Below are 17,002 nucleotides of genomic sequence, written 5' to 3'. Positions count from 1 at the left end.
CCCGGTGCGGGCAAGGGATTTCCACGAGGTTTCACCGGGCTGGCTCCGCCGGCCGGTGTTGTTAGCGAATTTTGAGAGAAAGAGCGTCTGGTATGCAGGTCCATAAGTACGACGTCGTCATCGTCGGTGCCGGTGGCGCCGGGATGCGCGCGGCGATCGAATCAGGTCAGCGCGCCCGAACAGCAGTACTGACCAAGCTGTACCCCACCCGCTCCCACACCGGCGCGGCGCAGGGCGGCATGTGCGCAGCGCTGGCCAACGTCGAGGAAGACAACTGGGAGTGGCACACCTTCGACACCATCAAGGGCGGCGACTACCTGGTTGACCAGGACGCCGCCGAGGTCATGGCGAAGGAAGCGATCGACGCCGTCCTGGACCTGGAAAAGATGGGCCTGCCGTTCAACCGCACGCCCGAGGGCCGCATCGACCAGCGCCGGTTCGGTGGCCACACCCGCGACCACGGCAAGGCTCCGGTCCGCCGCGCCTGCTACGCCGCCGACCGTACCGGCCACATGATCCTGCAGACCCTGTACCAAAACTGCGTCAAGCACAACGTCGAGTTCTACAACGAGTACTACGTCCTGGACCTGCTGACCGTCGAGGAAGACGCTGTCCGCGAGGACGGCACGCCGTACAAGCAGAAGCGCGTCGCCGGCGTCGTGTCCTACGACCTCGCCTCCGGCGAGCTGCACGTGTTCCAGGCCAAGTCCGTGGTCTTCGCCTCCGGCGGTGCCGGCAAGGTCTTCAAGACCACGTCCAACGCCCACACCCTCACCGGTGACGGCATGGGCATCGCGTTCCGCCGCGGCATCCCGCTGGAGGACATGGAGTTCTTCCAGTTCCACCCGACAGGCCTCGCAGGCCTGGGCATCCTCCTCTCCGAGGCTGCCCGCGGCGAGGGCGCGATCCTGCGCAACTCCGAGGGTGAGCGCTTTATGGAACGCTACGCCCCGACCATCAAGGACCTCGCCCCCCGCGACATCGTGGCCCGCTCCATGGCCAACGAAGTCCGTGAGGGACGCGGCTGCGGTCCGAACAAGGACTACGTCCTTTTGGACCTGACCCACCTTGAGCCGGCGCACATCGACGCCAAGCTGCCGGACATCACCGAGTTCGCCCGCACCTACCTCGGTGTCGAGCCGTACACGGAGCCGGTTCCGGTCTTCCCGACGGCGCATTACGCCATGGGCGGCATCCCGACCAACATCACCGCCGAAGTGCTCCAGGACAACGACACGGTCGTCCCGGGCCTCTACGCCGCCGGTGAGGTGGCCTGTGTCTCCGTGCACGGTTCCAACCGGCTGGGGACCAACTCGCTGCTGGACATCAACGTCTTCGGCAAGCGCGCCGGCATCGCCGCCGCGGAGTACGCCAAGACCGCGGACTTCGTGGAACTCCCCGTTGACCCGGAGGCCTACACGCTGGACCTGCTGGACCACGTCCGCACCTCGGACGGCACCGAGAAGGTCGCTGCGATCCGCAAGGAACTGCAGGACACGATGGATGCCAACATGCAGGTGTTCCGCACCGCCGAGACGCTGAACCAGGTCCTGACGGACATCGCCTCCTTCGAGGAGCGGTACCAGCGCATCAGCGTCCAGGACAAGGGCAAGCGCTTCAACCTGGACCTGCTGGAGGCCGTGGAACTGGGCTTCCTGCTCGAACTCGCCAAGGTCATGACCGTGGCGGCCCTGCACCGCGAGGAATCCCGCGGCGGGCACTTCCGCGAGGACTTCCCCGAGCGCGACGACGAAAAATTCATGAAGCACTCCATGGCGTACAAGGAAGACCTGGCTCCGGCGGACGGGGCCGCGGGACCCGCAGCTACCACAGCCGGCATCCGGCTTGCCACCAAACCGGTGGTCTTTACGCGCTACGAGCCGATGGTGAGGAAGTACTAAGATGACCGCTGAACTTGCTGAGCCAGCCTCCAAGATCGAACTGCCCGCCCACATCGGAGGCGGCGGGGAGATCCCGTCCTTCGACGTGACCCTGCGCGTGCGCCGCTACAACCCGGAGGTCTCCGACGAGTCCACCTGGGATGACTTCAAGGTCACCATGTACGGCACCGACCGCGTCCTGGACGCCCTGCACAAGATCAAGTGGGAAATCGACGGCAGCGTCTCCTTCCGCCGGTCCTGTGCGCACGGTGTCTGTGGTTCCGATGCCATGCGCATCAACGGCCGCAACCGCCTCGCCTGCAAGACCCTGCTGAAGGACCTGGACACGTCCAAGCCCATCACGGTCGAGCCGATCAAGGGCCTCCCGGTGGAGAAGGACCTGATCGTGGACATGGAGCCGTTCTTCCAGTCCTTCCGCGAGGTCATGCCGTTCCTGATCAACCGCGGCCACGAGCCCACCAAGGAACGCCTGCAGTCCGCCGAGGACCGCGAACGGTTCGACGACACCACCAAGTGCATCCTCTGCGCCGCGTGCACCTCATCCTGCCCGGTGTTCTGGACCGACGGCCAGTACTTCGGCCCCGCGGCCATCGTCAACGCGCACCGCTTCATCTTCGATTCCCGCGATGATGCCGGCGACATGCGCCTGGAGATCCTCAACGACAAGGAAGGCGTGTGGCGCTGCCGCACCACCTTCAACTGCACCGAAGCATGCCCCCGCGGCATCCAGGTCACGCAGGCCATCGCCGAGGTCAAGCAGGCCATCCTGTCCCGCAAGATCTAGCGGCTGGTTCGCAAGAATCTAAAGAGCCAGAACCTGGTTAGTCAGAACCAGAAGAAGCACGACGACGGCGCCTCCCACCTTTCAGGTGGGGGCGCCGTCGTCGTCGGCAGCACCAAAGAAAGGGTTCCCGTGTCCCGCTCCGAAAAAGTCTCCTTCCCGGGTTCCACCGGCGAAATCCTCTCCGGCATCGTGGACGTCCCCGAGGGGCCGGTGAAAGGCTGGGGCGTGTTCTCGCACGGCTTCACGCTGGGCAAGGACAGCCCCTCGGCCTCCCGGGTGTGCAAGGCACTGGCGGACAACGGGGTGGGCATGCTCCGCTTCGACAACCTTGGCCTCGGCGAATCCGCCGGGCTCTGGTCGGAGGGTTCCTTCAGCCACAAGGTGGCGGACACCGTGAAGGCGGCCGAATTCATGCGTGAGTCGGGCCGGCCGGTGTCACTGCTGGTGGGTCATTCCTTTGGCGGGGCCGCGGTGCTGTCGGCCGCACGGGAGATTCCGGAGCTCGACGCCGTCGCCACCGTGGGCGCCCCGTTCTCGCCCAAGCATGTGGCCCACGTTTTTGACGCGGCCCTGGACCGGATCCTCAGCGAGGGCAGCGCCGAAGTGGACCTGGGCGGCAAACGGGTGGAGATCCGCCGGCACTTCGTGGAGGACCTGGAGAAGGCCGACCTCACGGACTGCATCCGGCGGCTCGGAAAGCCGTTGCTGGTGCTGCACTCCCCCACTGACAACACGGTGGGGATCGAGAACGCCAGCACCATCTTCCGGACCGCACGGCATCCGCGCAGCTTCGTGTCGCTCGAGGGCAGCGACCATCTGCTGACGGCTAAGGGCCAGGCCGCGCGTGCCGCGAAGATTATTTCGGCGTGGGCCGATCAGTACCTCGACGCCAGCGGGTAGCGGGGGCCGGTCGGCGGCTCTCGCCGGCGTCCACCGGAGTTTTGCCCGGCTGGACCTGGCGGGGCCCCCACCCGGTCTTTTTGTTGGCCGGTTCGAACTTGAGGTCCTCCTCGCGGATCTTCACCCACGAGGCGCAGATCAGGTACACCTGGCTGACCAGGTTGAACCAGATGAGCAGGCCGATGATGATGGCGAAGGGGGCCAGGATGGGGTTCCTCGTGGCGCTGGCCAGCAGCTGGGTGCTGAAGATCTGCAGCACGGTGGTACCCGCCGCGGCCAGGATTGTTCCTTCCAGGAGTGCGCGCCGGGCCGGTTTCAGCCCCGCGGCCACCCGGAACATGATCAGGGCGGTACCCCAGCCGAGCAGCAGCGGCACCAGGATGGTGACCGAGGTTGTCAGGGGCCCGGCCAGCAGCGGATCAAGGTGCAGCAGTTCGGTCACCCAGTCTGCCGCGGTGCCGAACAGCAGTGAGGCGGCCGCGCTGATCACCAGGGCCACGCCGAGCAGCAGGAGGGTGCCGGCGTCGCGCAGGATCTGCAGGACCGGGTTCATCCCCCGCGGGCCGAACTGCATCATGCCCCGCACACCGTCACGGACGCCGCTGATCCAGCCCAGGGACGTCACCACCGTCACCGCCGCGGCGATCACGGCGGTCCAGCCGAGTCCGGCGGGGTTCAGCAGCTCCTGCGGATCGACCAGCCCTTCGCTGCCGTCCACTTTCAGGAGTCCGGGGGCCGTCAGGGCAACGCTCTGGATGACCTGGTCCAGCAGGGCAGGCTGTCCTCTCAGGATGAGGCCGCCCAGGGAGAATCCGGTGGCGAGCAGGCCCGTGACGGAGAAGAACATCCTGAACCCGATGCCGGCACTCATCAGCGGGCCGTGCTGGCGCCCGTAGTGCTGGAAGACGCGCAGCGGACGGAAGGTGTTGAACCGCGCCAGCATCCACAGCAGCATCGCCATCAGCGACGGCAGTCCCCCGCCGGAGCGGCGGGACTTTCCCCATTCCATCCGCTTCCGGATGACTTCCAGTTTCAGCCGGGCCAGCTCGGTGGGCAGGGGCGGCTCAGTGGTCAGGTTCGGTCCCAAAGTCAAGTTCTTCCCGTAGCTGCCAGATGCCGTTGTCATCGTGCTCGTAGAGTCCCATGCTAGCCACCGGGAACGTGGCCCGGTAATTCTTGAGTACCGTTTCGGCCTCATCGAGGCTTTCCGGCGCGACGTCGTGCGCGACGGTGACGTGCGGATGGTAAGCAAACGGCAGTTCCCGTTCCAGCGGCCCGGTCTGGAGCTGCTGGTGCAGGCTGACACAGTCACCGAAGCCGTCCTCAACGTTGAGGAAGACCACCGGGGACACCGGCCGGAAGGATCCGGTGCCGGCGATGGTCACGTTGAAGGGCTCCTGCTTGCTCGCGACGTCGCGCACATGGTTGCGGGTCGCTTCCCAGTCCTGGGTCATGGTGGTCGTCACGAGCGTGATGTGGGCGGGGATAACAGCCGCCATGGGGTCGCCGAAGGAGGCGCGCCAGCGCTGGAGCTCCTCGGCGATCTCCGCCGGGAAGCCCAGGATCACGCCGATGCTGATGCCGTCGGTGCGCTGGCCGTTGTCCGGGTGGGGTTCCTGGACTTCCGAAGCCGTGCTGCGGACGGCGCGCGCGGTGGCACGCTTCGGCTCGTTAGCGGTGACTCTGCTGGCGGAGGACATTGGCCTAGCGGGCTCCGCGGGTTCCGGCGTAGGGCAGGAACCCCACCTTGGCGTAGACGTCGCGCAGGGTGACCGAGGCGATCTCGCGGGCCTTGTCCGCGCCGAGGGCCAGCAGCCGGTCCAGCTCCGCGGGGTCGTTCAACAGTTCGTTGGCCCGGTCCCGGATGGGGGTGAGCCGCTCCGATACGACCTCGGCCAGGTCGACCTTGAGGTGGCCGTACATCTTGCCCTGGTAGGCGGCGACGAGGGAATCGACACTCTGCCCGGTGATGGCCGAGTAGATGGTCAGCAGGTTGGACACCCCCGGTTTGGCCTCGCGGTCGAAACGGATCTCCGTCTCTGCGTCCGTCACGGCGGATTTGATCCGCTTGGCGATGACCTTGGGGTCGTCCAGGAGGTTGATCAGGCCGGCCGGGGACTCCGCCGACTTGGACATCTTGGCGGTGGGGTTCTGCAGGTCGTAGATCTTGGCGGACTCCTTCTGGATGAAGGGGGCCGGAACGTTGAAGGTCTTGCCGAAGCGGGTGTTGAAGCGCTGGGCCAGGTCGCGGCTGAGTTCCACGTGCTGGCGCTGGTCCTCGCCCACCGGCACACCGTGCGGCTGGTAGAGGAGAATGTCCGCGGCCTGCAGCACCGGGTAGGTGAACAGGCCGACGCTGGCCTGGTCCGAGCCGTGCCTCGAGGCCTTGTCCTTGAACTGGGTCATCCGGGAGGCCTCGCCGAAGCCGGTGATGCAGTTCAGGACCCAGGCCAGCTGGGCGTGTTCGGGCACCTGGGACTGGACGAAGAGGGTGCATTTGTCCACGTCGACGCCGCCGGCGATGTACTGCGCGGCCGTGACCCTGGTGCGGTGGGCCAGTTCGGCGGGGTCCTGCGGAACGGTGATCGCGTGCAGGTCCGGGATGAAGAAGATCGCGTCGTACTCGTCCTGCATCCGGACCCAGTTCACCAGGGCCCCGAGGTAATTGCCCAGGTGCAGGGAATCCGCGGAGGGCTGCATTCCGGAGAGGACGCGCTGGCGGACGCCCGGTGCCGGGGCCGCGGTGTCAGCGGCGGCGGTGACGGTGACGGTTTCAGCGTCGTTGACGGGGGTCACAGTGGAAGGAGAGGTCATTCGTGGGAGCCTTAAGACTAGAGCCGGTAGTCCACTACCAGCGGGGCGTGGTCAGAGAAGCGGGTGTCCCAGGACGGCGCCCGGTCAACAACGGCTGACACTGCGGCAGCAGCGAGAGCGGGCGTGGCCATCTGGTAATCAATGCGCCAGCCGGTGTCGTTGTCGAAGGCCTGTCCCCGTTGCGACCACCAAGTGTAGGGGCCGTCGACGTTACCCGCCAGGCCCCTGTGAACATCCTTCCAGCCGATGTCCTCGCCGAAGAAGCGGTCAAAGTACGCGCGCTCCTCCGGCAGGAAGCCGGCACGTTTGACGTTGCCCTTCCAGTTCCTGATGTCCAGTTCCGTGTGGCCGACGTTGAGGTCGCCCACCACGAGGGCGTGGTCGCTGTGTTTGGCCAGCTCGGGAAGCCGGCTGAGCATCACGTCGAGGAAACGGAACTTGTCGTCCTGCTTCGGGGTGCCCGCCTCGCCGGAGTGCACGTAGGCGCTCACGACGGTCAGCCGGGAGGCTTCGCCCTCCGCGTTGCGGACGGTGTAGTCGGCTTCGACCCAGCGGCCGGCGGTGGCGAAGTAGTCATCGCCGATGCCCACCCGGGTCTGGAGCGGTTCGGTGCGCGAGGCGATGGCGACGCCGGCACGGCCCTTGGCCTCGGCTTCGGCATGCAGGATGTACCAGCCCTCGCCGATCAGCTGCTGGACGATCGCGTCGGGCGCGCGGACTTCCTGCAGGCAGAGGATGTCCACTTCGCGCGGTTCAAGCCACTCCGCCATGCCGTTCCGGTAGGCGGCGCGCAGGCCGTTGACGTTGACTGATGCGATGCGAAGGTTGTCCTTCTTCAATGCCGAACTCACCCGATCCACTCTAGTCGACAATGGTTCCGGAGACGGGCTCGTCGGTGCCGCCGGAGGACTTGATCATGTCCCGGGCGTTGGTGGCGGTGATCTCGATGGTCTCGAGCGCCCGGCGGATCGTTTCCTGGTCCGAGGCGGCGCCCTTCGCCCGCTCCTGTTCGACGACGCGGACCTGCACCTGCACAATTTTGAACGAGTGGTCCAGTTTCAGGTCCCGGACCTCGTCCGCTTCGCGGCGGACCTCCCTGAGGCGGGTGGAGCCGTGGTCAACGCTGCCCGTCGACGGCGCCCGGCCGGTCGCCGCGTTGAAGGCGTTCTGCGCTTCGGTGAGCTTGGCACCGGCCTTCCTGGCCGCCTTCTGGATGCTGAAGACCACGAACGCGGCCAGGGCGAGCCAGAAGCCCGCGATGACCGCCACGACCCAGCCGACGACGTCGTTCTGGTTCGCAGCAAAGATGACCGCGACGACGAAGGCGATGATAAACACCATCATCCCGGGCCCGCTGATGCGGAACATGGAGAACTTGCCCGTGGCGGTGTGGGACGCGGACGGCTTGGAAGACGGGGAGTTGCCCAGAGATTGCATGAGCCTATTATCGCAAACCCGCACAGCGGCCCGGGCCCGCTTCCACCCGGGGCGAACGCTTCGCCCCGGGGACGTCTTCCGGCGGCCCTATTTGAGGAACAGCCGGCGCAGCCGGCCGGTGGTCAGCAGCACGCCGAAGGCGATCATCACGAGGTAGTAGCCGACGTGGATGATGGTTGCCGGGGTGAAGGCGCCGACGCTGATCTGCCGGAGCAGTTCCACGCCGTGCCACAGCGGCATGGCCTGGATGAGCCACTGGATGTACTGCGGGTAGACGCTCAGCGGGTAGAAGGTGGCGCTGAACAGGAACATCGGCAGCATCACGAAGTTGATCCAGTCCATCTGCTGGAACGTCTTCATGAAGCTGGTGATGCCCATACCGAAGCTCGCGAACCCAAAGGCGATCAGCACCGCGGCCGGAATCATCAGGATGGCCCACGGCGTGGTGATCAGCCCCATCAGGCCCATCACCGCGGTGAAGCCCGTGGCGTACATCAGGCCGCGCAGCAGGGCCAGGAAGATCTCCCCCATGGCGACGTCCAGCGGGCCCAGCGAGGTGTAGAGCATGCCCTGGTAGAGCTTGGCGAAGTTCATCTTGAAAAAGACGTTCCAGGTGGAGTCGTAGACCGCGCCGTTCATCGCGGACACGGCAAGCAGTGCCGGGGCGATGTAGGCGGCATAGGAGATCTCCCCGCCGCCCGGGCCCTGCACCGAGCCCACAATCGCGCCCAGGCCCACGCCCATCGAGATCAGGTACAGCACGGGCTCGAAGAAGCCGGAGAGCATGACCATCCAGTTGCTGCTCTTGGTGGCCATCAGCCCGCGGGCGACGACGGCGCGGACGTTGCGGGAGTACAGCGGCCCGAACTTCCGGTTGCGCGCCTCCTCGGTGACGCTGTGGCCGGTGGTGACCGCGCTCATCCGCCCATCCTTTTGATGAACTGGCGCTTGGCGAGGAACCAGCCGGTGACGGTGAGGGCCAGCAGGAAGAGAAGGTGCGCAGTGGTCAGCAGCGGGGCCTCCTGGTAGCCGTAGCTGAACACCCGGCCCAGCTCGGTGCCGTGCCAGATCGGTGAGATCCAGCCGATCCAGCGCACGGCCAGGGGCAGGGTATCCAGCGGGAAGAACGTGCCGGAGAACAGGAACAGCGGCATCACGATGAAGCGCATGACCATGGCGAACTGGCCCTTGTCCTCCTTGATCGAGGCGGCGTAGGCCATCAGCGGCAGCCCGAAGGCCAGCCCGGCGAGGCAGGCGACCAGGATCGAGACCCAGCCCCAGGGGCTCGGTGAGGCTCCGAACAGCGCCACCACCACGAAGTAGATCGCGGACTGCAGCAGGAAGCGCACCGTGACGGCGATGACCTGGCCGAGGGCAATCTGCTGCGGCGTCAGCGGGGAGGCGTGCGGTCCGTAGTAGATCCGGCGCCACTTGAACCCGTCCATGACCGGGAAGGTGAACTCGTTGGCGGCCGTCATCACCGCGGCCGAGATCAGCAGCGCCGGCGCGATGAAGGTCAGGTAGCTGACCCCGCCGAAGCCGGCTTCGGTGTTGGTGTCGACCAGCGTCGCCAGGCCCACGCCCATGGCGAAGAGGTAGGCCACCGGCTGCCCGACGCCGTACATCACGATGGTCCAGCCGTAGCTCTTCATCACCCGCAGCACGTGCTCGGCGAAGTAGAGGGACCCCCAGCGCCGGGCCCGGGCAGCCGAGACTTCCGGTGAATGGGCCCGCAGGACCGGAGCGGGCGCTGCGCCCGGCGCCGCGGCGGACGCCGCCCCGGCCACCGCTGCTTTCCTAGTCAACGAGGCTCCTGCCGGTCAGGCGCAGGAAGACGTCCTCGAGCGAGGACCGGCGCACCAGTGACGTCACCGGGCGCAGCCCGCGGGCGGAGACCTCCTCAAGGGCGGCCTCGCCGTCGTGCGCGTAGATCAGGACGCGGTCCGGCAGGGTTTCCAGCCGCTCGCCGATGCCCGCCAGCTCGGCGCCCACGGTGGCGTTGCGTTCCGAGCCGAAGCGCAGCTCGAGGACTTCGCGGGTGGAGTATTCGCGGATCAGGCTGGCGGGCGACCCTTCGGCCATGATCTTGCCCTTGTCCACCACGATCAGGCGGTCGCAGAGCTGCTCGGCCTCGTCCATGTAGTGGGTGGTGAGGATCAGGGTGACGCCCTGCTCCTTGAGCCGGAACAGCCGGTCCCAGAGGATGTGCCGGGCCTGCGGGTCCAGCCCGGTGGTGGGTTCGTCCAGGAGCAGGATCCGGGGTTCGTTGATGAGGGAGCGGGCGATCGTGAGCCGGCGCTTCATGCCGCCGGAGAGCGCATCGACCTTGGATTTGGCCTTGTCGGTGAGCTGCGCGAACTCCAGCAGCTCGTCGGCCTTCGGCCTGAGGTAGCTCATCGGCAGGCCGAAGTAGCGGCCGTAGACCAGCAGGTTGTCCCGGACCTTGAGTTCCTCGTCCAGGTTGTCCTGCTGCGGGACGACCCCCAGGTGCGCCCGGACTTCCGGGCCGTTCTGGTCGGGGTCCAGGCCCATGATGCTCAGGTTCCCGGAAGTCCGCTGGGACACCCCGCCGATCATCTTCATCGTGGTGGACTTGCCGGCGCCATTGGGGCCGAGCAGGCCAAACGCTTCCCCGGCGGGGACGGAGAAGGAGATCCCGTCGACGGCGACGACATCGCCGTAGCGTTTCGTCAGGTTTTCGGCCGTGATCACGTACTGCGGGCCGGCGTCGGAGGGGCTGCTCACGGGAGCTTCCTTGGGTGAGGATTCTTTGGAGACGAGTTCAGGCACCCGAATCACGGTAGTGGATACCGCCGAACTATGAAAGAGTCTTTTCGTAGAAAATCCAAACGTTTGCCTTTCCGTGAGGCCGGCGGCTTAACCAGGCGCAGGGCGCCACCTCCGGGAAGGAGGGGCGCCCTGGCGGCAGGTGACTCAGGCGGCAGGTGACTCAGGCGGCGCCGGAGCTGTCCGCCTCCGCCAGCTGGCGTTCCGCGGTTTCCACCACGTTGGCCAGCAGCATGGCGCGGGTCATCGGGCCCACTCCCCCGGGGTTCGGCGAGAGCCAGGCGGCGACGCCGGCCGCTGCGGGGTCCACGTCTCCGGTGACCACGGCCTTGCCGGACCCGTCATCGACGCGGCTGACGCCGACGTCGAGGACGATGGCGCCCGGCTTGAGGTCCCCGGCCTTGATCATGTGCGGCTGGCCGGCCGCGGCGATCACGACGTCGGCCTGCCGGAGTTCGCCGGGCAGGTCCACGGTGCCGGTGTGGGCCAGGATGACGGTGGCGTTGACGTCCTTGCGGGTCAGCAGCAGTCCCACCGGCCGGCCGATCGTGACGCCGCGGCCCACCACCAGCACCCGTTTGCCGTTGAGGCTGATCCCGTGCCGGGTGAGCAGCTCCACGCAGCCTTTGGGGGTGCACGGCAGCGGGGACTGCATCGGGCCGCTGACGTTGGCCACGAGCCGGCCCAGGTTCATCGGGTGCAGGCCGTCGGCGTCCTTTTCGGGGTCCATGGCCTCCAGGATTGCGTCCTGGTCGATGTGTCTGGGCAGCGGGAGCTGGACGATGTAGCCGGTGCATTCCGGGTTCTCGTTGAGCTCCCGGACCACGGCCAGGAGGTCCTCCTGGCTGGTGTCCTCCGGCAGGTCGCGCCGGATGGAGGTGATGCCCACCTCGGCGCAGTCCTTGTGCTTGCCGCCGACGTACCAGGTGCTGCCCGGGTCGGAGCCGACCAGGATGGTGCCGAGGCCCGGGACGATGCCCCTGGCCTTGAGGACGGCCACGCGTTCGGTCAGTTCGGCCTTGATCGCCGCGGCGGTGGCCCTGCCGTCGAGGATCCGGGCAGTCTGGGCCGTTTTAGCAGTTTCTGCAGAAGTCATGGCCTACCACTGCTCGTGCTGCGGGTACAGCGGGAAGTCTGCGGCGAGCTTGTCCACGCGGGACTGCAGCGCCTCGATGTCCGTCGCGGAGCCTGCCTTCAGCGCGGTCGCGATGATCTCGGCGACCTCGGTGAACTCCGCGGCGCCGAAGCCGCGGGTGGCCAGCGCCGGGGTGCCGATCCGCAGGCCGGAGGTGACCATCGGCGGGCGCGGGTCGAACGGCACGGCGTTGCGGTTGACCGTGATGCCGACCGAGTGCAGGAGGTCTTCGGCCTGCTGTCCGTCGAGCCGGGAGTTGCGCAGGTCCACCAGGACCAGGTGCACGTCGGTGCCGCCGGTAAGGACGGAGACGCCGGCGTCGGAGACATCGGACTGGTTCAGGCGGTCCGCGATGATCCGGGCCCCTTCCAGCACGCGTTCCTGGCGCTCCTTGAATTCTTCCGTGCCGGCGATCTTGAACGCGACCGCCTTGGCGGCGATGACGTGCATGAGCGGTCCGCCCTGCTGGCCCGGGAAGACGTTGGAGTTGATCTTCTTGGCCCATTCCTGCTTGGCCAGGATCACACCGGAGCGGGGGCCCGCGAGGGTCTTGTGCACGGTGGAGGTGACGACGTCGGAGTGCGGGACCGGGCTCGGGTGCAGTCCGGCGGCCACGAGGCCGGCGAAGTGCGCCATGTCCGTCCAGAGGAGCGCGCCGACCTCGTCGGCGATCGAGCGGAAGGCCGCGAAGTCCAGGTGGCGCGGGTAGGCGGACCAGCCGGCGATGATGACCTGGGGCTTCTCGGCGATGGCCTGCTCGCGCAGCTTGTTCATGTCGATGCGGAAGTTGTCCTGCTCGACCTGGTAGGCGGCAACCTGGTAGAGCTTGCCGGAGAAGTTGAGCTTCATGCCGTGTGTCAGGTGGCCGCCGTGGGCCAGGGACAGGCCGAGGATCTTGTCCCCCGGGGTGATCATCGCGGAGAGCGCCGCGGCGTTGGCCTGGGCGCCGGAGTGCGGCTGGACGTTGGCGTATTCGGCTCCGAAGAGCTCCTTGACGCGGTCGATCGCGAGCTGCTCGGCGATGTCGACGTACTCGCAGCCGCCGTAGTAGCGGCGGCCGGGGTAGCCCTCGGCGTACTTGTTGGTCAGGACCGAGCCCTGGGCTTCCATGACCGCGCGCGGGGCGAAGTTTTCGGAGGCGATCATTTCCAGGGTGCCGCGCTGGCGGCCCAGCTCCTGGGCAAGGACGGCGGCGATTTCGGGGTCAAGGTCGGCCAGCGGCTGGTTGCTCACGGCGGCGGAAGAAAGGCTAAGAGAAGTGGTCACGGGGAACTCCTGGCTAGGCAACGGGCACTGCTTAAGGTCAGGTTACCGGCTGGCCCGCGGCAGCGCCCCTAGGTTACGGGCCGGCAGATCCGGGCGCGCGCCAAGGGGCGGCATCCTTTTGGGATGCCTGCGTCGGGGCGGCAGCTGCTGCTGCCGACCGGCAAAACATGACCCTCGGCCCAGGCGTACGATCCGTGGTCTTCGTGAGTGCCGCTCCCTGGTGGTTAGCCACCCAACGCCAGTTGCGACGGTTTCAGAGTACCCCAGGCCGGCGGCCCGGCCCCAGCCGGCGCCTGCCCGCGGGTAGGCTGTCTTCGTGACTGACGACCAGCTGACTGCTTCTTATATCCTGACCTTCTCCTGCCCGGACCGCCCCGGAATCGTGCACGCCGTAGCGGGCGCCCTGCTCGTCGCGGGCTGCAATATTACGGACTCGCAGCAGTACGGCAGCCAGAGCACCGGGACGTTCTTTATGCGCGTCGAGGCCACGACGCCGGCCTCCCCCTTCGAGTTGCGGGCCGCCCTCGAGCCCGTGGCCCAGGCCTTCGGCATGGAGTGGAGCCTCAACCCGGCCGGCCGGAAGGTCCGCACCCTGCTGATGGCCAGCACCTCCGCGCACTGCCTGAACGACCTGCTGTTCCTGCAGCGCTCCGGCACCCTGCCCATCGAGATCCCGGCCATCGTGTCCAACCACCGGGACCTGGCGGGCCTGGCCGAGTTCTACGGCATCCCCTTCCACCACATCCCGGTCACCCCGGAGACCAAAGTCCAGGCCGAGGATGAACTGCGGGCGCTGATGTCCGAGCATGACGTCGAGCTGACGGTCCTGGCCCGCTACATGCAGATCATTTCCAACGAACTGTGCCAGGAGCTGACCGGCAAGGCCATCAACATCCACCACTCGTTCCTGCCCTCCTTCAAGGGCGCCAAGCCCTACCACCAGGCCCACGCCCGCGGCGTGAAGCTCATCGGCGCCACCGCGCACTACGTGACGGCGGCCCTGGACGAGGGGCCGATCATCGAGCAGGAAGTCATCCGGGTGGACCACCGGCGCACGGCCGAGCAATTCGTCCAGATGGGCCGCGACGTGGAGGGCCGCACCCTGGCCCAGGCGGTGCAGTGGCATGCCGAGCACCGGGTCCTGCTGGACGGGAACCGCACGGTTGTATTCAACTGACACCGGTCATTGAATAGGGGTATGGCTCTTTCCCCGAACGACCCGCTGTCCGAATTCGTGGCCCTGCTCAAGTCCGAGGGCCGCAGGAGTGTGCTGGGCCTGGACTGCGGCCCGGGCGAGGACGGGCTGCGCTTTGTCCGGTCCGGCATCCATTTCACCGGAGTGGACCCGTCGGAGGAGAACATCCATTCCGCGCGGGCCCGCGGCCTGGAGGTCTCGGTGGCCGCGGCCGGCTCGCTGCCGTTCGCCGATGCGGCCTTCCCCTCCGCGTGGGCGGTGGACGCCCTGGCGGGGCTGCCGCCGGAGGAATGGGCCGGCGTCGTCCGCGAACTGGGGCGGGTGACGGCGCCCGGCGCCCCGATCGCCGTCGTGCTGCCGGAACCGGCCCTCCCCGAACACGGTGCGGGTTTCACCGTGCTGCGCTCCCCCGTCTGACCCCGTTGCGCCGTCAGTTCCGGTCGTTCCCAGCGCTCAGAAGGACCACACCTGATAGCTCAACGGGCTCAGGGGCGGCGCACGCTGACCAGGTACCCGCCCAGGAACCCGCCAATGACCAGCACGGCGCGGACGCGCTGCGTTGAGGGGGCGGCACGGGCCCATTCGGCCCAGCCGCTCAGTCCGGTGGGAGCGGCCGCGACGAGGCCGAGGGCCACGAGCCGGGCGGCTGCCCGCCGGCTCCCTTCGTCGGGGAAGAAGTCCAGGAAGATCGCCATGAACCAGGCCCCAAATGGCACATCGGTGGCGACCGTGTGCGGCCTGCTGCCGGTGGCGTCGCCCCGGACCACCTTCCGGACAGCGCGTTTGATGGCCCCGATCCTACTCACGCCCGGCCCGGCGGCAGGGGGTGTGTCCTAGGCTGGAGGCATGGCTCCCATTTACGCATTCGCCGGGGACACCCCGGCCGTCCACGAATCCGCCTTCATCGCACCGAGCGCCTCGGTGATCGGCAAGGCAACGCTCGCCGAGAACTCCAGCGCCTTCTACGGCGTCTCCGTCCGGGCCGACACCGCCGCGATCACCGTCGGCGCCGGCACCAACCTGCAGGACAACGTGGTGCTGCACGCGGACCCGGGCTTTCCCTGCACGGTCGGCGCCCGGGTCAGCGTCGGGCACAGCGCCGTGGTGCACGGCTGCACGGTCGAGGACGACTGCCTGATCGGGATGAGCGCCACCATCCTCAACGGCGCCGTCATTGGTGCCGGCTCGCTCGTGGCCGCCGGCGCCGTGGTGCTGGAAGGAACCGTGGTGCCGCCGCGCTCGCTCGTCGCCGGCGTGCCGGCCAAGGTCCGCCGTGAGCTTACCGACGAGGAGTTCGCGGGCGTCCAGCAGAACGCGGCGCACTACAAGGAGCTGGCCCGGGCGCACCGCGAGCTGCACGGCTAAGGCCCGGGGCCCGGCGACTGTGGGCGGCGGCGGAACCCGCCGCCGCCGGAGTGTCACGCGCACCGCCAGTTGCGTTAACTTCTTGACTACAAGACGCTGATGCGGCACTCTTCATTGCATGCCCTCACCAACGCGCTCAACGAGGAGCCGAACGAAAAACCCCGGGTCCCAGTCTGCACTCCGGCACCTGAACCAGCAGCGCATCATCGAATGCCTGCTCGCCGGGCCCTCCACGCAGGCGGAACTCGCCCGGCAGACCGGCCTCTCCACGGCCACGGTCTCCAATATCGTCAAGATCATGCAGGACGCCGGGCTGGCCTCCACCGAGCCGATCACCAGCTCCGGCCGGCGGGCCCTGAACGTCCGGCTCAACAGCAACGGGGCCGTCGCGGTCGGCATCGATTTCGGCCGCCGGCACCTGCGCGTGGTCCTCGCTTCCCTGGGCTATGACGTGATCGCCGAGGAATCGGTCCTGCTCCCCCTGGGCCACCACGCCGAGGAGGGCATCAGCGCCGCCGTCGGACTCCTGGACCGGCTCCTGGCCAGCAGCGGCGTGGAACGCAGCGCCGTCGTCGGAGCCGGCGTCGGCATTCCCGGCCCCATAGACCGCCGCACCGGGACGGTGGCGCAGGGCGCCATCCTGCCCGAATGGGTGGGCATCAACATCCTGCAACGCCTCGAGGAAGCACTGGATCTCCCGGTCTTCCTGGACAACGACGCCAACCTGGGCGCCCTGTCGGAGGTCACCTGGGGGCCCCACACCGGCGTCAGCAACCTGATGTTCCTCAAGATCGGATCCGGCATCGGCGCCGGCCTGATCCTGAACGGGATGCCCTACTACGGCAACGTCGGCATCACCGGCGAAATCGGCCACGCGACCATCCATGAGCACGGGCTGGTCTGCCGCTGCGGGAACCGCGGATGCCTGGAAACCATCGCCTCGACCACCACCATGATCGAACTCCTGAGCCGTGGCGAGGACAAGCCGCTCACCCCGGAGGACATCGTCCGCAAGGCCCTCGCCCGGGACTCCGCCACGCTGCGTGTGGTGGACGACGCCGGCCTCGCCGTGGGCCGCGCCCTGGGCAACGTGGCCAACCTGATCAACCCCGAAGTGATCGTGGTGGGCGGCCCGCTGGCCGGGCTCGGGGATCTGCTGCTGGACCCGATCCGGCGGGGCCTGGTCCGGCACGCGGTGCCCGTGATCGGCGAGACGACAACGCTCACGATGTCCTCCCTGGGCGACCGCGCCGAGGCTCTGGGAGCCACGGCTTTGGTCTTCCAGCACGCCGGAATCCGGCGGAACTGAGCTTTTCGTTATCCGGCCGTTGCGTTAAAGACTTGACGACAAGCCCTGTGATCCAGTTTACTTTTCCATCAGACGACCCTGCGGTTTGCAGGGGCGGACAACGAAGTCA

Annotated in this window: 18 protein-coding genes and 1 riboswitch; of the genes, 7 read left to right on the top strand and 11 right to left on the bottom strand. The window is 67.6% G+C overall.

Features of this window, described 5'->3' with window-relative positions; translation table 11 throughout:
* The first annotated feature begins 92 nt into the window (after positions 1-92).
* The 3 genes from sdhA (at position 93) to ASPU41_RS10950 (ending at position 3,585) form a co-directional block, all read left to right on the top strand.
* A complete protein-coding gene (gene sdhA / locus ASPU41_RS10960) occupies positions 93-1,901 on the top strand; it encodes a succinate dehydrogenase flavoprotein subunit (protein ID WP_069950945.1) in 1,809 nt (602 codons plus the stop codon).
* Between the two features lies 1 nt (position 1,902).
* Positions 1,903-2,685 (top strand): succinate dehydrogenase iron-sulfur subunit, encoded by a 783-nt coding sequence (locus ASPU41_RS10955; protein ID WP_069950944.1) that lies wholly within the window; start codon positions 1,903-1,905, stop codon positions 2,683-2,685.
* A 129-nt stretch (positions 2,686-2,814) separates the two neighbouring features.
* Positions 2,815-3,585: an alpha/beta hydrolase family protein gene (locus ASPU41_RS10950; protein WP_069950943.1), complete on the top strand. Its 771-nt coding sequence runs from the start codon at positions 2,815-2,817 to the stop codon at positions 3,583-3,585.
* Here the strand turns inward: ASPU41_RS10950 and ASPU41_RS10945 are convergent.
* The 10 genes from ASPU41_RS10945 to glyA form a co-directional block, all read right to left on the bottom strand.
* Positions 3,542-4,594, bottom strand: coding sequence for a YihY/virulence factor BrkB family protein (locus ASPU41_RS10945; protein WP_069952633.1), 1,053 nt, complete (start codon positions 4,592-4,594; stop codon positions 3,542-3,544). The two genes, ASPU41_RS10950 and ASPU41_RS10945, sit on opposite strands and share 44 nt — an antisense overlap.
* Before the next feature lie 55 nt (positions 4,595-4,649).
* Positions 4,650-5,285 carry a 2'-5' RNA ligase family protein gene (locus ASPU41_RS10940; RefSeq protein ID WP_083266472.1) on the bottom strand — a complete coding sequence of 212 codons (636 nt, stop codon included), beginning with the start codon at positions 5,283-5,285 and terminating at the stop codon, positions 4,650-4,652.
* Positions 5,286-5,289: 4 nt separating this feature from the next.
* Positions 5,290-6,285: a tryptophan--tRNA ligase gene (trpS, locus tag ASPU41_RS10935; RefSeq protein WP_231941344.1), complete on the bottom strand. Its 996-nt coding sequence runs from the start codon at positions 6,283-6,285 to the stop codon at positions 5,290-5,292.
* Positions 6,286-6,416: 131 nt separating this feature from the next.
* Complete coding sequence (locus tag ASPU41_RS10930; RefSeq protein ID WP_069952631.1) at positions 6,417-7,250, bottom strand: exodeoxyribonuclease III; 834 nt, start codon at positions 7,248-7,250, stop codon at positions 6,417-6,419.
* A gap of 10 nt (positions 7,251-7,260) precedes the next feature.
* Positions 7,261-7,836 carry a hypothetical protein gene (locus ASPU41_RS10925; protein ID WP_069950941.1) on the bottom strand — a complete coding sequence of 192 codons (576 nt, stop codon included), beginning with the start codon at positions 7,834-7,836 and terminating at the stop codon, positions 7,261-7,263.
* 87 nt (positions 7,837-7,923) lie between these two features.
* Positions 7,924-8,757, bottom strand: coding sequence for an ABC transporter permease (locus ASPU41_RS10920; RefSeq protein WP_069950940.1), 834 nt, complete (start codon positions 8,755-8,757; stop codon positions 7,924-7,926).
* On the bottom strand, positions 8,754-9,623 hold the full coding sequence (locus ASPU41_RS10915) for an ABC transporter permease (RefSeq protein WP_069950939.1): 870 nt from the start codon (positions 9,621-9,623) through the stop codon (positions 8,754-8,756). Before ASPU41_RS10915 ends, ASPU41_RS10920 begins: the two co-directional genes overlap by 4 nt.
* A 10-nt stretch (positions 9,624-9,633) precedes the next feature.
* Positions 9,634-10,581 carry an ABC transporter ATP-binding protein gene (locus tag ASPU41_RS10910; RefSeq protein WP_069950938.1) on the bottom strand — a complete coding sequence of 316 codons (948 nt, stop codon included), beginning with the start codon at positions 10,579-10,581 and terminating at the stop codon, positions 9,634-9,636.
* A 205-nt stretch (positions 10,582-10,786) separates the two neighbouring features.
* On the bottom strand, positions 10,787-11,719 hold the full coding sequence (locus tag ASPU41_RS10905) for a bifunctional methylenetetrahydrofolate dehydrogenase/methenyltetrahydrofolate cyclohydrolase (protein WP_069950937.1): 933 nt from the start codon (positions 11,717-11,719) through the stop codon (positions 10,787-10,789).
* A gap of 3 nt (positions 11,720-11,722) precedes the next feature.
* Positions 11,723-13,024, bottom strand: coding sequence for a serine hydroxymethyltransferase (gene glyA / locus ASPU41_RS10900; RefSeq protein WP_069950936.1), 1,302 nt, complete (start codon positions 13,022-13,024; stop codon positions 11,723-11,725).
* A gap of 170 nt (positions 13,025-13,194) precedes the next feature.
* Positions 13,195-13,280, bottom strand: a riboswitch (ZMP/ZTP riboswitch).
* 60 nt (positions 13,281-13,340) lie between these two features.
* Here glyA and purU point away from each other — a divergent pair.
* Together purU and ASPU41_RS10890 are read left to right on the top strand one after the other, a co-directional pair.
* Entirely contained in the window at positions 13,341-14,201 is an 861-nt protein-coding gene (purU, locus tag ASPU41_RS10895) for a formyltetrahydrofolate deformylase (RefSeq protein ID WP_069950935.1), read from the top strand.
* Between the two features lie 21 nt (positions 14,202-14,222).
* Positions 14,223-14,636 (top strand): class I SAM-dependent methyltransferase, encoded by a 414-nt coding sequence (locus ASPU41_RS10890; protein ID WP_069950934.1) that lies wholly within the window; start codon positions 14,223-14,225, stop codon positions 14,634-14,636.
* A gap of 68 nt (positions 14,637-14,704) precedes the next feature.
* Here the strand turns inward: ASPU41_RS10890 and ASPU41_RS10885 are convergent, their stop codons facing one another.
* Positions 14,705-15,025 carry a hypothetical protein gene (locus ASPU41_RS10885; RefSeq protein WP_197515640.1) on the bottom strand — a complete coding sequence of 107 codons (321 nt, stop codon included), beginning with the start codon at positions 15,023-15,025 and terminating at the stop codon, positions 14,705-14,707.
* A gap of 40 nt (positions 15,026-15,065) precedes the next feature.
* On the opposite strand from ASPU41_RS10885, the gene ASPU41_RS10880 reads away from it, so the two are divergent.
* Entirely contained in the window at positions 15,066-15,584 is a 519-nt protein-coding gene (locus ASPU41_RS10880; protein ID WP_069950933.1) for a gamma carbonic anhydrase family protein, read from the top strand.
* A 118-nt stretch (positions 15,585-15,702) separates the two neighbouring features.
* Complete coding sequence (locus ASPU41_RS10875; protein ID WP_069950932.1) at positions 15,703-16,893, top strand: ROK family transcriptional regulator; 1,191 nt, start codon at positions 15,703-15,705, stop codon at positions 16,891-16,893.
* The last annotated feature ends 109 nt before the right edge of the window (positions 16,894-17,002 follow it).

The organism is Arthrobacter sp. U41 (genome assembly GCF_001750145.1).
Taxonomy (GTDB): domain Bacteria; phylum Actinomycetota; class Actinomycetes; order Actinomycetales; family Micrococcaceae; genus Arthrobacter.
The sequence above is the reverse complement of the archived record's forward strand: the minus strand, read 5'-3'. Positions and strand labels throughout refer to the sequence as shown.